12 protein-coding genes and 1 pseudogene are annotated in these 18455 nt (G+C 66.5%); 7 read left to right on the top strand and 6 right to left on the bottom strand.

Going from position 1 to position 18455, the window contains the following annotated elements; genetic code table 11:
- Positions 1–28 precede the first annotated feature (28 nt).
- The 5 genes and pseudogenes from xylB to xylF all read right to left on the bottom strand — a co-directional run bounded on the left by xylB (position 29) and on the right by xylF (position 6020).
- Positions 29–1480: a xylulokinase gene (gene xylB / locus OB2597_RS16295; RefSeq protein ID WP_009806707.1), complete on the bottom strand. Its 1452-nt coding sequence runs from the start codon at positions 1478–1480 to the stop codon at positions 29–31.
- Positions 1481–1501: 21 nt separating this feature from the next.
- Positions 1502–2809 (bottom strand): xylose isomerase, encoded by a 1308-nt coding sequence (gene xylA, locus OB2597_RS16290; protein WP_009806706.1) that lies wholly within the window; start codon positions 2807–2809, stop codon positions 1502–1504.
- A gap of 72 nt (positions 2810–2881) precedes the next feature.
- Complete coding sequence (locus OB2597_RS16285) at positions 2882–3646, bottom strand: ATP-binding cassette domain-containing protein (RefSeq protein ID WP_040609407.1); 765 nt, start codon at positions 3644–3646, stop codon at positions 2882–2884.
- Between the two features lie 2 nt (positions 3647–3648).
- A complete protein-coding gene (locus tag OB2597_RS16280) occupies positions 3649–4944 on the bottom strand; it encodes a sugar ABC transporter permease (RefSeq protein ID WP_009806704.1) in 1296 nt (431 codons plus the stop codon).
- A gap of 62 nt (positions 4945–5006) precedes the next feature.
- Positions 5007–6020: pseudogene (gene xylF, locus OB2597_RS16275) on the bottom strand (D-xylose ABC transporter substrate-binding protein).
- Between the two features lie 162 nt (positions 6021–6182).
- Here xylF and OB2597_RS16270 point away from each other — a divergent pair.
- The 4 genes from OB2597_RS16270 to OB2597_RS16255 all read left to right on the top strand — a co-directional run bounded on the left by OB2597_RS16270 (position 6183) and on the right by OB2597_RS16255 (position 11784).
- Positions 6183–7400 carry an ROK family transcriptional regulator gene (locus OB2597_RS16270; protein ID WP_009806701.1) on the top strand — a complete coding sequence of 406 codons (1218 nt, stop codon included), beginning with the start codon at positions 6183–6185 and terminating at the stop codon, positions 7398–7400.
- A complete protein-coding gene (locus OB2597_RS16265; protein WP_050759246.1) occupies positions 7390–8928 on the top strand; it encodes a CRTAC1 family protein in 1539 nt (512 codons plus the stop codon). The genes OB2597_RS16270 and OB2597_RS16265 overlap by 11 nt, the downstream gene beginning before the upstream one ends.
- A 68-nt stretch (positions 8929–8996) precedes the next feature.
- Positions 8997–9989 (top strand): glucokinase, encoded by a 993-nt coding sequence (locus OB2597_RS16260; RefSeq protein ID WP_009806699.1) that lies wholly within the window; start codon positions 8997–8999, stop codon positions 9987–9989.
- Between the two features lie 232 nt (positions 9990–10221).
- A complete protein-coding gene (locus OB2597_RS16255; RefSeq protein WP_009806698.1) occupies positions 10222–11784 on the top strand; it encodes an ABC transporter substrate-binding protein in 1563 nt (520 codons plus the stop codon).
- 102 nt (positions 11785–11886) lie between these two features.
- Here OB2597_RS16255 and mutS read toward each other — a convergent pair whose 3' ends face one another.
- Positions 11887–14520, bottom strand: coding sequence for a DNA mismatch repair protein MutS (gene mutS / locus OB2597_RS16250; RefSeq protein ID WP_009806697.1), 2634 nt, complete (start codon positions 14518–14520; stop codon positions 11887–11889).
- 146 nt (positions 14521–14666) lie between these two features.
- On the opposite strand from mutS, the gene OB2597_RS16245 reads away from it, so the two are divergent.
- The 3 genes from OB2597_RS16245 to OB2597_RS16235 all read left to right on the top strand — a co-directional run bounded on the left by OB2597_RS16245 (position 14667) and on the right by OB2597_RS16235 (position 18301).
- Positions 14667–16928, top strand: a complete 2262-nt coding sequence (locus OB2597_RS16245) for an NADP-dependent malic enzyme (RefSeq protein WP_009806696.1) — start codon at positions 14667–14669, stop codon at positions 16926–16928.
- A 4-nt stretch (positions 16929–16932) separates the two neighbouring features.
- Complete coding sequence (locus OB2597_RS16240) at positions 16933–17811, top strand: ribokinase (protein ID WP_009806695.1); 879 nt, start codon at positions 16933–16935, stop codon at positions 17809–17811.
- 76 nt (positions 17812–17887) lie between these two features.
- Positions 17888–18301, top strand: a complete 414-nt coding sequence (locus OB2597_RS16235) for a DUF7282 domain-containing protein (RefSeq protein ID WP_009806694.1) — start codon at positions 17888–17890, stop codon at positions 18299–18301.
- Positions 18302–18455 lie beyond the last annotated feature (154 nt).

Genomic DNA, 18455 nt, shown 5'->3' with positions numbered 1-18455 from the left:
CCCGCGGCTCATGGGCGCGCCCCTCATCCTAGCCGGCATTCGCCAGCGCGGGATAGAGGGCACGATAGCGCTGATACGCGGCTTCATAGGCCCCGCGGGCCTCGGGATGCGGCTCGATCACCTCGGCGGCTTCGGGCGGCCGCATGATGCTGTCGGGATCCGCGCCGGTCGCAGCTGCCCTGGCCAGAGAGGCCGCCCCCATGGCGGCGCCCAGTTCGCTTCCCCGGGGCAGCGACAGGGGAAGGTCCAGCACGTTCGCGAGCGTCGTCAGCCAGAACCGCGACCGTGCCCCGCCGCCGGTGGCGAGCAGGGTGTCGAACCGCGCGCCCGTCCCGCGCAACGCCTCGAGGCTGTCGCGCAGGGCGAAGGCCACGCCTTCCATGACCGCCCGTGTGAGATCGGTCCGGTCCATGGCGACATCCAGCCCGACAAAGGCGCCGCGGATGCGGGTGTCGTTGTGCGGGGTCCTCTCGCCCGAGAGGTACGGCAGGAACATCAACGGGGACGGAGCCTGGGCCGAGGCGGGCAGGCTGTTCGCCAGATCGGCGGGGCTTTCCCGGAGGTTGCGGGCCAGCCAGTTGAGGCTGTCCGTGGCGGCGAGGATCACGCCCATCTGGTACCAGCGGCCGGGAACGGCATGGCAGAAACTGTGCACGGCCGAGGCCGGATCCGGGCAGTAGCTGTCCCGCCCCGCCATGAGCACGCCCGAAGTGCCGAGCGAAACGAACCCGGTCCCCTCGCCCAGGCACCCCGACCCGCACGCGGCGGCGGCATTGTCACCGGCGCCGCCGGCGACCACAACGGGGTGGTCGAGACCCCAGGCTTCGCGCAGGGCCGGGCGCAGCTCGCCGCCGGGGGCGCTGCCTTCGACGAGATCGGGCATCTGCGCCCGACGCATGCCGCCGGCCTCGAGGGCCTTGTCCGACCAGGCGCGGGCCCCGACATCGAGCCAGGCGGTACCGGCGCTGTCCGACATGTCCGAAATATGCTCTCCGGTCAGCCAGAGGCGCAGATAGTCCTTGGGCAGAAGCACCTTCGCGACCCGGTCGAAGACCGCGGGTTCGTTGTTGCGGACCCACGCCAGCTTGGGCGCGGTGAACCCCGGAAAGACGATGTTGCCCGTGATCTCGCGGATACCGGGGGTGGCATCCAGCGCGGCGGCCTCGGTGGTGGACCGGGTGTCGTTCCACAGGATGCAGGGCCGCAGGACCGCGTCGTCGGCATCCAGCAGCGTTGCGCCGTGCATGTGGCCGGACAATCCGATGCCGCGCAGGGCGCCGAAAGCCTTCGGGCACCGGTCGCGCAGCGACCCGACGGCGGTCTCGCAGGCGGCGATCCAGGCGGCGGGGTCCTGTTCGGACCAGCCGGGATGCGGATGGGCGAGATCGAAGGCGGCTTCAGCCTCGCCCTGCACGTTCCCCTCGTCATCGACGAGGATGGCGCGCAGGCCGGAGGTCCCGAGATCCAGTCCGAGGTACATGTCTGCGGCCCTCTCCTTGGTTCAGACGAAACGGTTCACGTAGTTTTCCAGGATCTCCTGCCGCCCCGAGCGGGGTTCCGGGTTGATCCCCTCCGACAGAACTCGCGCGGCGATCGACCCGAGGTCGCTGTCCAGCATCGCCTTTGCCGCGTCACTCTGCCAGCCGGCGTAGCGCTCGGCCAGTGCGTCCTCAAGCCCGCCGTCCTCGATCATCGCCGCGGCGGCCTTCAGCCCCCGGGCGCAGATGTCCATCGCACCGACATGCGCGGCAATCAGATCCTCGGCGTCGAGCGACTGGCGCCGCAGCTTGGCATCGAAATTGGTGCCCCCGGTGTCGAAGCCGCCGGACTTGAGGATGTGGTAATAGGCCAGCGCCACCTCGGGCGTGTTGTTCGGGAACTGGTCCGTGTCCCAGCCCGACTGATAGTCGTTGCGGTTCATGTCGATCGAGCCGAGCATCCCCTCGGACGCGGCCAGCGCCAGTTCGTGCTCGAAGGAATGTCCGGCCAGGATCGCGTGGCCCTGTTCGATGTTCAGCTTGACCTCTTTCTCCAGACCGTATTTCCGCAGGAAGCCGATGCAGGTGGCGACGTCGAAATCGTACTGGTGCTTCGAGGGCTCCTGCGGCTTCGGCTCGACCAGGATCGTGCCCTTGAAGCCGATCTTGTGCTTGTAGTCGACGACCATCGACAGGAACCGGCCCATGTGGTCCAGTTCGGCCCCCATGTCGGTGTTGAGCAGGGTCTCGTAGCCTTCGCGCCCGCCCCAGAGGACATAGTTCTGCCCGCCCATCTTGTGGGTCGCGTCCATGCAGCCCTTCACGGTGGCGGCGGAAAAGGCGAAGACATCCGGGTCGGGATTGGTCGAGGCGCCGGACATCCAGCGACGGTGGCTGAACATGTTGGCCGTGCCCCAGAGCAGGCCGGTGCCCGAGGTCTCCATCTTCTCGCCGAGGTAGTCGGTGATCTCTTCCAGCGTCGCGAGGTTGTCGGCGTAGTTCCCCTGTTCGGGGCGGACATCGGCGTCGTGCCAGCAGAAGAACGGATTGCCGAGAATCTCGAACATCTCGAAGGCCACGTCCGCCTTTAGCCTGGCCCGGCCCATGTCGTCCTGCGGGTGCCAGGGCCGGACGAAGGTCTGGCCGCCGAAAGGATCGTTCCCCTCCCATGCGAAGGAATGCCAGTAGGCGACGGCGAACCGCAGGTGGTCTTCCATGCGCTTGCCCATGACCGTCTCGTCCGGGTTGTAGTGCCGGAAGGCCAGCGGGTTGGTGCTGTCGGGTCCCTCGTAGGCAATCCTGTCGATGCCGTCGAAAAATCCTGTGCTCATGGCTGCATTCCTTCAAGTAGGGGGCTGAGTGGCCCCGGCGCGGAGCCGGGGCAGCGAGGTCAAGGGCGCCGGTCAGGCCGCCGGAGCCGCACCGGGCATCTTGCCCAGGATGATCATCGACAGCAGGTCGTCGTCGGTGACGTCGGGGATGTTCACCGTGCCGACCAGCTGGCCGTTCTTCATGACCGAAGCCCGGTCGCAGAGGTCCATCACCGAATGCACGTCGTGGTCGATCAGGAAGATGCCGATCCCCTGCGCCTTGAGCTTCTGGATCAGCTCGGCGACCATCTGTGTCTCGTGCGGGCCGAGCGCGGCGGTCGGTTCGTCCATGATCAGGATGCGGGCGTTGAAATAGACCGCCCGCGCGATGGCCACCGACTGCCGCTGCCCGCCCGACAGTGCCGAAACGGGATCGTGGAACTTCTGGAAGTTGGGGTTGAGCTGGCCCATGATCTTGCGACACTCGGCCTCCATCGCGGCGTCGTCGACGAGGCCGAAGGGCGTCACAAGTTCGCGGCCCAGAAAGAGGTTCGAGGTCGCGTCGAGATTGTCGGCCAGCGCGAGCGTCTGGTAGATCGTCTCGATATTGTTGGCGCGGGCGTCGCGGGGATTGGTGATCTGCACCGGCCTGCCGTCGATCCGGATTTCGCCGGTGCCCTGGTAGGCGCCCGAAAGAACCTTGATCAGGGTCGATTTGCCGGCGCCGTTATGGCCCAGCAGGCCCACGACTTCGCCCGGATAGAGATCGACGGTGACATGGTCGACCGCCTTGACCCCGCCGAAGGCGACCGAGATGTCGCGCATTTCGACGAGGGGGGTTCCGCTTCTGTCCACCATCGTCACGCTCCCAGTCGTTTGCGGTAAAGGATGTCGATCAGCACGGCCAGCACCAGAACCGCGCCGACGACGATGTTCTGGAACGGGGCATCGACCCCGACCATCGCCATGCCGGACTGCAGGGCCTGCATGATGAGCGCGCCGAGGACGGCGCCGTAGATCGTCCCTATCCCGCCCGACAGAGCCGTTCCGCCGATGACCGCGGCCGCGATGACGCGCAGTTCGTCGAGCGTGCCGATGTCGTTGGAATGGTTGGCGAGGCGGGCCGAGGCAACAACCGCCGACAGGGCGCAGAGGAACCCCATGAGGGCAAAGACCTTGACGGTCAGCCAGCGGGTATTGATGCCGGAAAGTTCGGCCGCGTCCGGATTGCCCCCGGTGGCAAAGATGTAGCGGCCAAAGCGCGTGCGGCGGGCGACGATGGTCAGCACGATGGCGACGACGATCAGGATAAGCACCGAAAAGGGCACGCCGTAGCCGATGGTCAGCCCCTCCGGCAGGATCTCGCCCCGGTCCTCGAACATGCGCTCCAGGCGGCGCGAGGGGATCTCGTAGGCGTTGAGGATCGCCACGAAGCCGAGGATCGCCGCCGCGAAGATCGCAGACAGTACCCCCTGCGCCCAGAGAGGCTTGACCGCGAAACCGTGCCGCGCGCGGGCCTGGCGCGAGGTCCAGAGCACCCAGAGGGCGGCAACCGTCAGGATCAGGCCGAGCGCCCAGCTCCAGGTTTCGCCGAGCGTGCCGTTGATGCCGCCGAGCTTGCGGAAATTCTCGTCCAGCGGGCCGATCGTCTGGCCGCCGGTCAGGTACCACGCCACATTGCGCCAGACGAGGAACCCGCCGAGCGTCACGATGAAGGCGGGGATCGTCAGGTATCCGATCAGCGCGCCCTGAAAGGCGCCGATGATGGTCCCGGCGACAAGGCCGACGACAATCGTGATGATCCACGTCGCCGGGTGGTTCAGGCCGAAATCCAGCACGTAGGGCAGGATCTGCGTCTGCGTCATCGCCATCACGGCCGAGCAGGTCGCCAGCAGCGCGCCGACGGAAAGGTCGATATGGCGGGTGACGATCACGAAGACCATGCCGCAGGCCATGATGGCCACCGAAACGGTCTGGATCGTCAGATTGAAGATGTTGCGCGGGGTCAGGAACCGGCCCTCGGTCACAATGTCGAAGCCGATGCACAGCAGGACGAAGGCGCCGATCATGCCCAGAAGGCGCATGTCGATTTCAAGTTTCTGGAACAGGTTCCGGCTTGGCTGGCGCGTGACCTGTTGGGTCGTCGTGTCGGTCAACGTGGTCCCTCCCGAGGGGCGGCATGGGCGCGGCCCCTTGCGGGGCCGCTCCGTGAGTGGTGTCAGTTACAGGGGGCGGGGCCGTCGGTGACGCCCTGGCACAGCGCCTCCTGCGTGATCCAGCCGGCATCGACGACCAGCGACAGGTTCTCGGCGGTCACCGGAATCGGCTCGAGGAACTTGGCGGTCAGAGTGGTCCCCGCGGGAGAGGTCCATTCCTCCGCCCCCTCGATCGAGGACATTTCGGTGCCGCTGGCCAGGGCCCCGGCGATCTCCCCCGCGGCCTTCCCCAGTTAGCGGGCGTCCTTCCCGACCGCCACGCTCTGGGTGCCCCTGGCGACCCGGCCCACGGCGGCGTGGTCGCCGTCCTGACCCGAGACCGGGATTCCGTCCATGCCCTGCGCGGTCAGCGCGGCGACCACGCCGCCGGCGGTACCGTCGTTCGAGGCCACCACCGCATCGACCTCGTTGTCGTTGGCGGTCAGGATCTGTTCCATGTTGCGCTGCGCATTCGCGGGCAGCCAGCCGTCGGTATAGGCCTCGTCGACGATGGTGATGTCGCCGGCGTCGATGGCCTCCTGCAGGACCTCCTGCTGGCCGCCGCGCAGGAAGTCCGCGTTCGGGTCGGTCGGCGAGCCCTTGATCATGACGTAGTTGCCGGTCGGCTGCTGTTCGAGCACGGCGCGCGCCTGCATCCGGCCGACCTCGACATTGTCGAATGTCAGGTAGAAGGTCGAGCTGTCCTCGATCAGGCGGTCATAGGCGACGACCGGGATGCCCTCGTCGGCGGCGGCCTGCACGGCCGGGCCGATCGATTGGCTGTCCTGCGCCAGGATGATCAGCGCGTCGACGCCCTGGGCGATCAGGCTTTCGATGTCGGAAAGCTGCTTGCTGGACGAGGATTGCGCGTCGGCCGAGATGTATTCGGCCCCGGCTTCGTCCAGCGCCTCCATGATCGCGGCCTCGTCGGTCTTCCAGCGTTCTTCCTGGAAATTCGACCAGCTGACGCCGATCGTCTGGGCATAGGCGCATGTGCCCATAAGCGCGGCGAAGGCCGCGGTCGCAAAGAGTTTCATGATGTTCCTCCCAATGTCGCGTTGTCGGGGCGCGCTTCGACTTCTCATCGAATCTGCGCTGACGCCCCTATCCTGCACAATTATTTCACCGATCAAAATAAAAATTTCTTCAGCGAGTGAATTAATGCTACCGTCCAACCGGACCTGGGAGAGCAGCGATTCATGACTTCGGATTTTGCGCCGGCCGGCACGTTGGATGCGCGGGATGCGACGCGGCTGCGCGTGCTGCAGTGCATCCGCTCGGCAGGGACGATTTCACGCACGGACATCGCGCGCGCGCTCGACAGCAGCCCGGCCACAGTGACCTCGGCCTGTGGCGCGCTGCTGGACGCGGGGTTGATCCGCGAGGAACGGCGGATGCCCTCCGAGAACGTGCAGCGCGGCCGGCCGAGGGTGATGTTGCAGATCAACGGCGAGGCCTTCGCCGTCGCGGGACTCAAGGTGGCGCGGGAGGCGATCGTGGTGATGATCGTGGATTTCCGGGGCGACGAGATCGGCTCTTTCGTCTCGCCGCTCGAGGCGTCGTGCATGGATCCGGACGGGCTGGTGCAGGAGGTCCGGCGCGCACTCGATGCGGCCTGCGCGCGGCACGGTCTGGACACCGCCCGGATCGCCGGCCTGTCGCTCGGGATACCCGGTTTCGTCAATGGCGAGACCGGCTTCATGCACTGGTCCTCGTCCGTGACCGAACGCAACGTGGATTTCGCGCCGCTGTTCCGCAAGCATCTGCCGTGCCCCACCTTTCTCGACAATGATGCCAACCTCGTCGCCAAGGCCGAGCATCTCTTCGGCGCCGGGCGGGGGCTGAGCAATTTCCTCGTCGTCACGCTGGAACATGGTGTTGGCATGGGGATCATCCTGAACGGAGAACTCTATCGCGGCGAACGCGGCTGCGGGGCCGAGCTGGGCCACATGAAAGTGCAGTTCGGCGGCGCGCTCTGCCAGTGCGGCCAGCGGGGGTGTCTCGAGGCCTATGTCGGGGATTATGCCCTTGTCAGAGACACATCCACGGGCCAGCAGAGCGATGCGGCGAAGTCGATCCAGGACATCCTCCACGCCGCGCGGAACGGCGACAGGCTGGCGCGCGAGGTGCTGGACCGCGCCTCGCAGATCCTGGGGGTGGCGCTTGCCAACCTCGTCAACCTCTTCGATCCGGAACATATCGTGCTGGCGCGGTCTCGTCCTCCTTTCGATCATCCCTATACCGAAGCCATGCTGACCTCGTTGCGGCGAAACACCGTGCAGGTCGATGCGCCGTTGCCCGAGATCACGGTGCGCAACCTGGACGAGATGATGTGGGCGAAAGGGGCGGCCGCACTTGGTATCGAGATGGTGACGATCCTGAAGATCCGGGAACGGGGAACGCAGGATGCGGCCTAGTCTGGTGATAGCGGTTCTGGTCTTGGTTCTGGGCGGCCTCCTCGGGACGGGCATCGGGCGGGCGGACCCCGTTCAGCCTGCTTTTCAGCAGGTCGACATGCCGGCGCATGTCTATGACGGCGGGTGGGAGCATTTCGTCGGCGGGGGCGTTGCAAGCTTCGATTGCAACGGCGACGATCTGCCCGAGCTTTACGCCGCCGGCGGAGCGAACGCCGCGGCGCTGTTCCGCAACCGGTCCGAGGGGGGTGTCTCGTTCGTGGCCGAGACGCCCGAGCCCCTGGCGCTGACCGGGGTGACGGGGGCCTATCCGCTGGATATCGACGGCGACGGGATACTGGACCTCGTCATCCTGCGGGTCGGGCCGGACCGCCTGATGCGCGGTCTTCCCGACTGCGACTTCCGCCCCTTCGAGGATGATCTCGGCTTCGTCTCCCACGACCGCTGGACAACCGCCTTTTCCGCCACCTGGGAGGCGGGCAATAGCCTGCCGACGCTGGCCTTCGGCACCTATGTCGACCGCCGCGACCCCGACGGACCGTTCGAGGCCTGCGACGCGACCCTGCTCTACCGCCCCGAGGGGGGGCGGTACGGTGCGGCAAAGATGCTCCGGCCGGGGCATTGCGCTCTCTCCATGCTGTTTTCGGACTGGAACAGGAACGGGCGCGCCGATCTGCGCGTCTCCAACGACAGGCACTATTACGTGCGGGGCGGGCAGGAACAGCTCTGGAAGATGGAAGCGGTCCCGCGTCTCTATTCCGAGGACGAGGGCTGGCGACATTATGCGCTCTGGGGCATGGGGATCGCCTCGCGCGACGTGACGGGGGACGGGTATCCCGAGGTCTACCTGACCTCGATGGGGGACCAGAAGTTCCAGGTCTTCGATCCGGACACCGGCGGGCCGACGTGGCGCGATGCGACATACGACAGGGGCACGACGGCGCACCGGCCGCACATCGGCAGCGACGGGCGCCCCTCGACCGGCTGGCACGCGGCTTTCGGCGATGTGGACAATGACGGGCGGGACGACATCTTCGTCGCCAAGGGGAACGTCGAACAGATGCCCGTCGCGGCGATGGAGGATCCGAATTCGCTTCTTCAGCAGCAGGCAGATGGCAGTTTCGCCGAGGTCTCGGTCGCGGCGGGGGTCGCCTCGGTCGCACGATCTCGGGGCGCGGCGCTGGCGGACTTCGACAACGATGGCCGGTTGGACCTCGCCGTGGTCAATCGCCGCGCCGAGATGGAGGTGCATGCCAATGTCACGCCGGGCGGCAACTGGCTGAGCGTCGATGTGGCACAGAGCCCCCCGAACCCACAGGCTGTCGGGGCCTTTCTCGAACTGAGGGCGGGTGGCCGGAGGCATATCCGAGAGATCACGGTCGGTGGGGGGCACGCGGGCGGCAGCGCCGGTCCGCAGCACTTCGGCCTGGGCGTGGCCGGGACCGCCGACCTGCGCGTGATCTGGCCCGACGGCACCGTCTCGCCCTGGCAGAAGGTTTCCGCCAACCGACGCATTTCGTTGTCACGCTAGCCAGCCTGGCGTAACCGCAGACCGCCGACCGAATTCCGCACTGCCCGTCCGAAAGAAAGACCCACGCAATGTCTCATCCCTGGTTCCTCGTTGCCGATATCGGTGGCAGCAATGTCCGCTTCGGGGCCTATCGCGACGACGGGCGGATCGACCAGGCCGATTTCCGGACCCAGTCCGAGGCATCGATCCCGGACCTCGCGGCCCAGTTCTGCGACCGGATCGGCACGCCGCCCGAAGCCGCGGTGCTGGCGGTTGCCGGGCCGGTCAGGGACAACAGCGTGAAGATCACCAATGCCCGCCACGTTCTTTCCGGCGACGATGTCGCGCAGCGGACCGGCGCCCGGGCGGTGCGGCTGATCAACGATTTCTCGGCGGTGGCCTGGGCGACGCTCGGCCTGACCGAGACCGACCTGTGCCATGTCGCGGGGCCGCCGGACCTGCCCCGGCACGGCAACCGGTTCCTGATCGGCCCGGGAACGGGACTCGGTGTCGGCGCCCTTGTCGAGACGCAGGATGGCCGTTTCACCAGCGTGGCGAGCGAAGGCGGGCACGTCGGAATTGCGCCGCGCGACCGGTCCGAGATCCCGGTCTTCGAAGCGCTGCGCGATCTTCAGTCCGAGGCCTTTTACGGCACTTCCCTCGTGATCGAAGCGGATTTGCTGCTGTCGGGAAGCGGTCTGCCCGTGCTCTGCGACGCGGTCCGCATCTCCGAAGGCGACGGCGCCCGCAACCTCGACGCCGCCGCCGTGCTGGCGGCCGCCAGAACCGGTGGGGACGCGGCGGCGACACGCGCGGTCGACATGTTCCGGACCCACCTGGCGAGCCTTGCCGGGGATTTCGCCCTCAGCTTCGGCGCGACCGGCGGGGTCTTCATTGCCGGAGGTGTGGCGACGCGGAACCCGTGGCTTTTCGACGAGCGATTCCGCGAAGCCTTCGAAGAGGGCGGACGGTTCACCGGCGAGCGCCGCCAGTTCAGCGTGTTCCTGATGCGAGCGCTCGACATCGGTCTGGAAGGCGCATGGAGATACTGCAAATCCTGGATCATGCAGGGCAAAGGCTGACGAACGGACCAGGTTGCGCTAGGGTGAGGATGGACCGGCGGTGCCGGGTCCAGCCGTCGAGGTCCCCGTTTGTCGCTGGACCCGAACCACCCGCGCAGCGTGTCCTTTGACGTGTATATGCTGATCGCAGCCGGCGCGGGCCCGGGGCCAAAACCGTTGAACGGATCTCCGGATCGTGTTTGATTGACGCATCAATCAACACATCAAGCACATCAACAGAAGGGTACACTTCATGTCCATTATCAAAGGCGGCTCGCTGGATCGCCGCGGGTTCCTCAAGACGACGGCCGCCACCGCGGCGGCCGCCACGCTGCCGTGGGGTGCGGCCCGCGCGCAGCAGCCCAAGCGCGGCGGCCACCTGCGTTTCGGGATGGGCCACGGCTCGACCACCGACACGCTCGACCCCGCCACGTACGAGAACAGCTTTACCACCTCGCTGTCGCATGGCCTGCACTCGCGCCTGACAGAAGTGGGCGCCGACGGCTCGATCAAGTCGGAACTGGCCGAAAGCTGGGAGGCCACGGACGACGCCACGGAATGGCGGTTCAAGGTGCGCAAGGGGGTCGAGTTCCACAGCGGCAAGACCGTGACGCTCGAGGACGTGGTGGAATCCATCAACTATCACCGCGGCGAAAACTCGACCTCGGCCGCCAAGCCGATCGTCGAACCGATCTCCGAGATCACGACCGAGGGCAACGACACCGTGGTGTTCAAGCTCTCGGGCCCGAATGCCGACTTCCCCTTCGTCCTGTCGGACTACCACCTGAACATCCTTCCCGTGAAAGACGGCAAGGTCGACTGGCGCGCCGGCGACGGTCTCGGTTCCTACAAGCTGGTGGATTTCGACCCCGGTGTCGTGGCGAGCTTCGAGCGGAACGAGAACTATTATCAAGACGACCGCGCCTTCTTCGATTCGATCGAGATGCTGTCGCTGGTCGACCAGAACGCGCGGACCACGGCCCTGGTTTCGGGCGACGTGGACGCCATCGACCGCCTCGACCTCAAGACGGTCGGCCTCATGCAGCGCGGCAATCCGAACATCAAGATCCAGTCGGTGCCGGGCAACCTGCACTACACCTTCGCGATGCTGACCAATCAGGACCCCTTCACGGACAACAATGTCCGGCTGGCCCTGAAACACGCGGTCAACCGCGAGGAGATGGTCGAGAAGATCCTCTTCGGTTACGGCGTCGTCGGCAACGACCACCCGATCGGCCGCGGCCAGCGCTATTTCAACGACGAGCTGGAGCAGACGACCTACGATCCCGACAAGGCCAGGTACTACCTCAAGCAGGCCGGGCTCGACAGTCTGTCGGTCGGTCTTTCTGCCGCCGACGCGGCCTTCCTCGGGGCGGTCGATTCGGCCCTGCTGTTCCGCAACTCGGCCGAGGCCGCGGATATCGACGTCAAGGTCGTGCGCGAACCGAACGACGGTTACTGGTCCGATGTCTGGATGAAAAAGCCGTTCTCGGCGGTCTACTGGTCGGGCCGCGTGGTCGAGGACCAGATGTTCACGACCACCTACCAGACCGGCGCGGCCTGGAACGACACGTTCTGGTCGAACGAACGGTTCGACGAACTGCTGGTCAAGGCGCGCGGTGAACTGGACGAGGACAAGCGTCGCCAGATGTATTACGAGATGCAGGCCATCGTGAACCAGCAGGGCGGCGCCGTCATCCCGATGTTCGCATCCTGGGTCTTCGCGCATACCGACAAGGTCGCGCATCCCGAGGTCATGGGTTCGAACTGGGACGTCGACGGCATGCGCTGGATGGAGCGGTGGTGGTTCGCCTGATCGGCGCTGACTGAGACCTCTGTCCGACCGGTCCGGGCGATCGCATCACGAGGATGCGGTCGCCCTTTCCTTTTGGCGCGTTCTCATACCCGCCGGACGGGGTCAGGTCCGCGATCGCGTCGAGGCCTTGAGCCTGTAGATGAGGTCGAGCGCCTCGCGCGGGCTGAGTTCATCGGGATGCGTCGCTTCGAGTATCGTCGCCACCTCGGCGTATTCCGGCGGAATCGTCTCGATTCCCGTCTCTGGCGCGGGCGCGGCGGCCGCGAAAAGCGGCAGGTCGTCGATGATCGCCTTGGGTTTCTGTCCGCCCTCGCGATCGCCTTTTTCCAGCGCGTCGAGCACCTCGCGGGCGCGGGCGACCACGGCGTCCGGCAGACCGGCGAGGCGCGCGACCTGAACGCCATAGCTCCGGTCGGCGGCGCCCCGGATGACCTCGTGCAGGAAGATCACGTCGCCATCGTGTTCGCGGACCGCCACCGTCGCGTTCTCGACCCCGGGCAGCTTGCCGGCGAGGGCGGTCATCTCGTGGTAATGCGTGGCGAAGAGCGCGCGGCTGCGGTTCACCTCGTGCAGGTGTTCGAGCGTCGCCCAGGCGATGGAGAGACCGTCATAGGTGGCGGTGCCGCGCCCGATCTCGTCGAGGATGACAAGGGCGCGGTCGTCCGCCTGATTGAGGATCGCGGCTGTCTCGACCATCTCGACCATGAAGGTCGAGCGGCCCCGGGCGAGATCGTCGGACGCGCCGACGCGGGAGAAGAGCTGGCTGACCACGCCGATCTCGGCCTCGGACGCGGGGACATGGCTGCCCATCTGGGCGAGCAGGACGATCAGCGCGGTCTGGCGCAGGAAGGTCGATTTGCCGGCCATGTTGGGACCTGTCAGCAGCCAGATCATCGACGGGTCGCCGGACAGGTCGGCATCGTTGGCGATGAAGGGCGCGCCCTCCTTGCGCAGAGACTGTTCAACCACGGGGTGACGGCCGCCGGCGATGCGCAGCGTGCGGCTGTCGTCGACCCTGGGGCGCGCCCAGTTCTCGGCGATCGAGAGGTCGGCGAGAGCCGTGGCGAGATCGAGCTCCGAAAGCGCGCGGGCGGTGTCCGTCAGTTCCGACGCGCGGTCGAGGATCTGCGCTTTCAGCCCGTCATAGAGCCGCTTTTCGATGTCCAGCGCCCGGCCGCCGGCATTGATGATGCGTGTCTCCATCTCGGAGAGTTCCGGCGTGGTGAAGCGAAGCTGGTTGGCGGTGGTCTGACGATGCTTGAAGACCTCGTTCAGCGGTTCTGACAGCATCTTGTCGGCATGGGTGGCCGTGACCTCGATGAAATAGCCAAGGACGTTGTTGTGCTTGATCTTGATCGAGGAGATGCCGGTCTGCTCGGCATATTGCGTCTGCATCTGCGCGATGACACCGCGGCCCTCGTCGCGCAGCTTGCGCGCCTCGTCCAGGTCGGGGTCGTGGCCGGGGGCGATGAAACCGCCGTCGCGGGTGAGCAGGGGCGGTTCCGCCACCAGGGCGGTGTCGAGCAGGGCGAGGAGGTCGTCGTGGCCCTGCAGATGCGTCGAGGCGTCCGCCAGCAGGGCAGGCAACTCGGTCTGCGCGAGGAGGCCGGCGATCCGCTCGGCCTGGCCCAGACCGTTCCGGATGGCGGCAAGGTCGCGCGGCCCGGCCCGGTCGATCGCGAGGCGCGACAGGGCGCGGTCGATATCGGGGACGCGGCGTAGCGCGTCGCGCAGGTCGCGGGCGGTCTGACGCTGATCCACCATGAAGTCCACAGCGGCCAGTCGGTCGCGGATCGTGGCGAGATCGCGCGAGGGGCTGGAGAGGCGCCGTTCCAGCAGGCGCGCACCGCCCGGGGTGACGGTGCGGTCGATCGCATGGAGAAGCGACCCGGCGCGCCCTCCGGCCAGCGAATGCGTCAGCTCGAGGTTTCGACGGGTGGCGGCGTCGATCTGCATGGTGCGATCGGCGGCTTCGCGTTGGGGTTTGCGCAGGAGGGGGAGTTTGCCCTTCTGCGTGATGTCGAGATAGTCGACGATCGCACCCATGGCCGAGATCTCGGCCCGGGAAAAGGTTCCGAACGCGTCGAGGGACGAGACCCTGAACAGGCGGCACAGCCGGTCCGCGGCACCGGTGGAGTCAAAGCTGCCGCGCGACATCGGGGTGAGCGCAGTGCCGAAATCAGAGACTGTTTCGGCGTAATCGCGCTCGATCTCGTCGGGCATCAGCAGCTCGGACGGACCGAGCCGGGCCAGTTCCGGCCCAAGCCGCACGGGGGGCAGGGGCATGACGTGAAACGCCCCGGTCGAGATGTCGACCCAGGCGAGCGCGCCCTGATCGCGCACGATCGCGAAGGCGGCGAGAAAGTTGTGGCGACGGGCGTCGAGCAGGGATTCCTCGGTCAGGGTGCCGGGCGTGACGAGCCGGACGACATCGCGCCGGACCACGGATTTCGACCCGCGCTTCTTGGCCTCTTCCGGGCTTTCCATCTGTTCGCCCACGGCGACGCGGAACCCCTTGCGGATGAGGGTGAGCAGATAGTTCTCGGCCGCGTGCACGGGCACGCCGCACATCGGGATATCCTCGCCCAGATGCTTGCCGCGCTTCGTCAGCGCGATGTCAAGCGCCTCCGAGGCGGCGACGGCGTCATCGAAGAACAACTCGTAGAAATCGCCCATCCGGTAGAACAGCAGGGCGTCCGGATAGCCCGACTTGATCTCGAGATACTGCGCCATCATCGGCGTGACGGTTTCTTTGCTCAACGGTGCCCCCCGGCGTTCTTGCCGGCGACCTTACAAACCCGGAGTCACGGGTTAAAGCCGAAATGGTTGAGCGAAACGCGCCCCTTGTGTAAGACGCGCAAGCCGCAGGAGGAGTTGCCCGCATGTCCAAGCCGAAATCCCGGATCACGCCGGAGGACGCGCTCGCGTTCCACCTCGAACCGTTCCCCGGGAAGTGGGAGGTCACGGCGACCGTTCCGATGACGACGCAGCGGGATCTGTCGCTGGCCTATTCGCCCGGCGTGGCGGTGCCCTGCGAGGCGATCCACGCCAACCCGGAGACGGCCTATGACTACACCAACAAGGGCAACCTCGTCGCGGTGATCTCGAACGGGACAGCGGTTCTGGGGCTGGGCAATCTCGGCGCGCTGGCCTCGAAGCCGGTGATGGAGGGCAAGTCGGTCCTGTTCAAGCGGTTCGCGGACGTGAACTCGATCGATCTCGAACTGGACACCGAGGATACCGAGGCCTTCATCAATGCGGTCAAACTGATGGGGCCGTCCTTCGGGGGCATCAACCTCGAGGACATCAAGGCGCCGGAGTGTTTCATCATCGAGCAACGGCTCAAGGAAGAGATGGACATCCCGGTCTTTCATGACGATCAGCACGGAACGGCGGTGATCTGCGCGGCGGGCCTGATCAACGCGCTCAAGCTGTCGGGCAAGAACATCGCGGAGTGCAAGATCGTGCTGAACGGGGCAGGTGCGGCGGGCATCGCCTGTATCGAGCTGCTCAAGCGGATGGGCGCGACCCATGACAACTGCATCGTCTGCGATACCAAGGGCGTGATCTACCAGGGGCGCACCGAGGGGATGAACCAGTGGAAGTCGGCCCATGCGGTCAAGACGGACCTCCGCACGCTCGAGGATGCGATGGAGGGGGCCGACGTTTTCCTGGGGGTCTCGGTCAAGGGCGCGGTGACCCGCGAAATGGTCGAGAGCATGGCCAAAGATCCGGTGATCTTCGCCATGGCGAACCCCGATCCCGAGATCACGCCGGAAGAAGCACACGAGGTGCGCGAGGATGCCATCGTCGCGACGGGTCGGTCGGACTATCCGAACCAGGTGAACAACGTGCTGGGGTTCCCCTATCTCTTCCGCGGGGCGCTGGACATCAATGCCCGCGCGATCAACGACGAGATGAAGATCGCCTGCGCCGAGGCGCTGGCCGAACTGGCGCGCGAGGACGTGCCGGACGAGGTTGCGATGGCGTACGGCCGGACGCTGACCTTCGGGCGCGACTACATCATTCCGACGCCCTTCGATCCGCGCCTGATCTATCGCGTGCCACCCGCCGTGGCGCGGGCCGGCATGGACACCGGCGCGGCGCGGCGCCCGATCGTCGACATGGAGGCCTATGAACTGAGCCTCAAGTCGCGGATGGATCCCACGGCGAACATCCTGCGCAGCATCAACACCCGGGCGCGCAACGCGCAGGCGCGGATGATCTTCGCCGAAGGCGACGATCCGCGCGTGCTGCGCGCGGCGGTGATGTACCAGCGGTCCGGGCTGGGCGAGGCCATCGTGGTGGGCCGGGATTCCGACGTGAAGGCCAAGCTGGAGGCCGCCGGGCTGGGCGACGCCTTCGACGAGCTTCGCGTGGTGAACGCCGCCAAGACCGAGCATCTCGAGGAATACAAGACCTTCCTCTACGACCGGTTGCAGCGCAAGGGTCACGATCAGATCGACATCCACCGGCTGGCGGCCCGAGACCGGCACGTCTTCTCGGCGCTGATGCTGGCGCATGGGCATGGCGACGGTCTGGTCACCGGCGCGACGCGGAAGTCGGCGCATGTGCTGGAGCTGATCAACCACGTCTTCGATGCGGACGCGGCGCACGGGGCGGCCGGGGTGACTGCCCTGATCCACAAGGGGCGGATCGTGCTGATCTCGGATACGCTGGTGCATGAATGGCCGGACGAGGAAGACCTGGCCAATATCGCGGAGCGCTGCGCCGAGGTCGCCCGCGACCTCGGGCTGGAACCGCGGGTGGCCTTCGTCAGCTTCTCGACCTTCGGCTATCCGGTCTCGGAACGGGCCGAAAAGATGCATATCGCGCCGAAAGTGCTGGAAGCGCGCGGAGTCGATTTCGAGTTCGAGGGCGAAATGACCGTCGACGTGGCGCTGAACGCGCGTGCGCGCGAGCATTTCCCTTTTGCCCGGCTCACCAGTAACGCCAACGTCCTCGTCGTGCCGGCGCGGCATTCCGCCAGCATCAGCGTCAAGCTGATGCAGGAGATGGCGGGGGCCACGGTCATCGGGCCGATCCTTTCGGGCGTCGACAAGCCGATCCAGATCTGCTCGACCGGATCGACCGTGAACGACATCCTCAACATGGCGCTGCTGGCGGCGAGCAAGGTGAACTGAGGCGATGGCCGTCTGGAACCTCGGGTCGGTCAATGCGGACAGGGTCTATCGCCTGCCGCACCTTCCCGAACCGGGCGAGACGCTGGCCGCGCAGTCGCATCGGACGGGGCTGGGCGGCAAGGGCGCCAACATGTCGGTCGCCGTGGCGCGGGCCGGGTCGCGCGTTCATCATATCGGCGCGGTCGGACCCGACGGCGGCTGGATGCGCGACCGGCTGGCGGACTACGGGGTCGGGGTGGACCGGATCGCCACGGTCGACGAGGTATCGGGCCACGCGATCATCGCCGTGGATGCCCGTGGCGAAAACCAGATCATCCTGTATCCCGGCGCGAACCTGGCGATAGAGCCCGCCGGAACAGAAATCGCGTTGGCCGACGCGACGGCAGGGGACATCGCGGTCTGCCAGAACGAGACGAACGCACAGGCCGCGTTCCTTGAGGCGGCGGGCCTGCGGGGGCTGCTACGGTGCTATGCCGCCGCGCCCTTCTCGGTCGATGCGGTCGCGGCCGCCCTGCCATTGACCGACCTCCTGGTCCTGAACGCGGTCGAGGCTGCGCAACTCGAGCTGGGGATGGACCGGCCGCTGCCCGAACTCGATGTCGCCGATATCGTCGTGACCCTCGGCGCCGGCGGCTGCCGCTGGATCCGCACCGCCGGCGGGACGGTGCGCGAGTTTGCCGCCCCCCGGGTCGAGGTCGTCGATACCACCGGGGCGGGCGACACCTTCACGGGCTATCTTCTGGCGGCGCTGGATCAGGGGATGGAGATGGCGCAGGCCATCGGTCTTGCCCAGAAGGCCGGAGCGCTGATGGTGACGCGGCTCGGCACGGCCGACGTGATCCCAGAAAGGGTCGAGGTCGAGAACTATTTTGCACGCGGCTGAAACTGAGGCGCGCGCGGCTTCGTGATTAAGGCGGAGGTCCGGAAGCAGGACCAAGACGCCTCAAGGGAGCATCCAAATGAAGACATTCATCATCGCATCGGCATTTGCCGTATCCGCAAGCGCCGCCCTCGAGGCAAGCCACTCCATGACCCCTGCGGTCGAGGGCATGGACCAAGATGTCTCCGGAGGCACGGTGACCGCCTCGAAGGTCGTCGCGCCCGAGAACGGCTGGCTGGTCGTACACCGCACCGATTCCGACATGAAGCCGGGCCCGGTGGTCGGGCATGCCCCCATCAAGATGGGCGAGAACATGGATGTGTCCGCGATCCTCACCGAAGAGGTGGCTTCGGGCGACATGCTGATGCTCATGGTTCATTCCGAGGCCGGCGGCACGCAGACGGGTGTCTTCGAATACACGCTCGGCGCGACCGAGGACGGGCCGATCAAGCCCGACGGAAACCTCGTGATGCAGACCATCACGGCAGAATGACTCCGTCGGTGCGGTTGCCCCAACCGCACGGCGAGAGTTGGTCCGGGTCATCCTTCTCCCCCAGCTCCCGGACCGTGAGAGACCGCGGCCAGTCCCGCGGTCTTTTCATGTGCCTTTTCTTCCTCTGGCAACGGTTCTAGCGTGCCGGTCGAAA

It is taken from the genome of Pseudooceanicola batsensis HTCC2597, assembly GCF_000152725.1.
Lineage (GTDB): Bacteria > Pseudomonadota > Alphaproteobacteria > Rhodobacterales > Rhodobacteraceae > Pseudooceanicola > Pseudooceanicola batsensis.
This window is presented reverse-complemented; position numbering and strand designations above follow the sequence as displayed.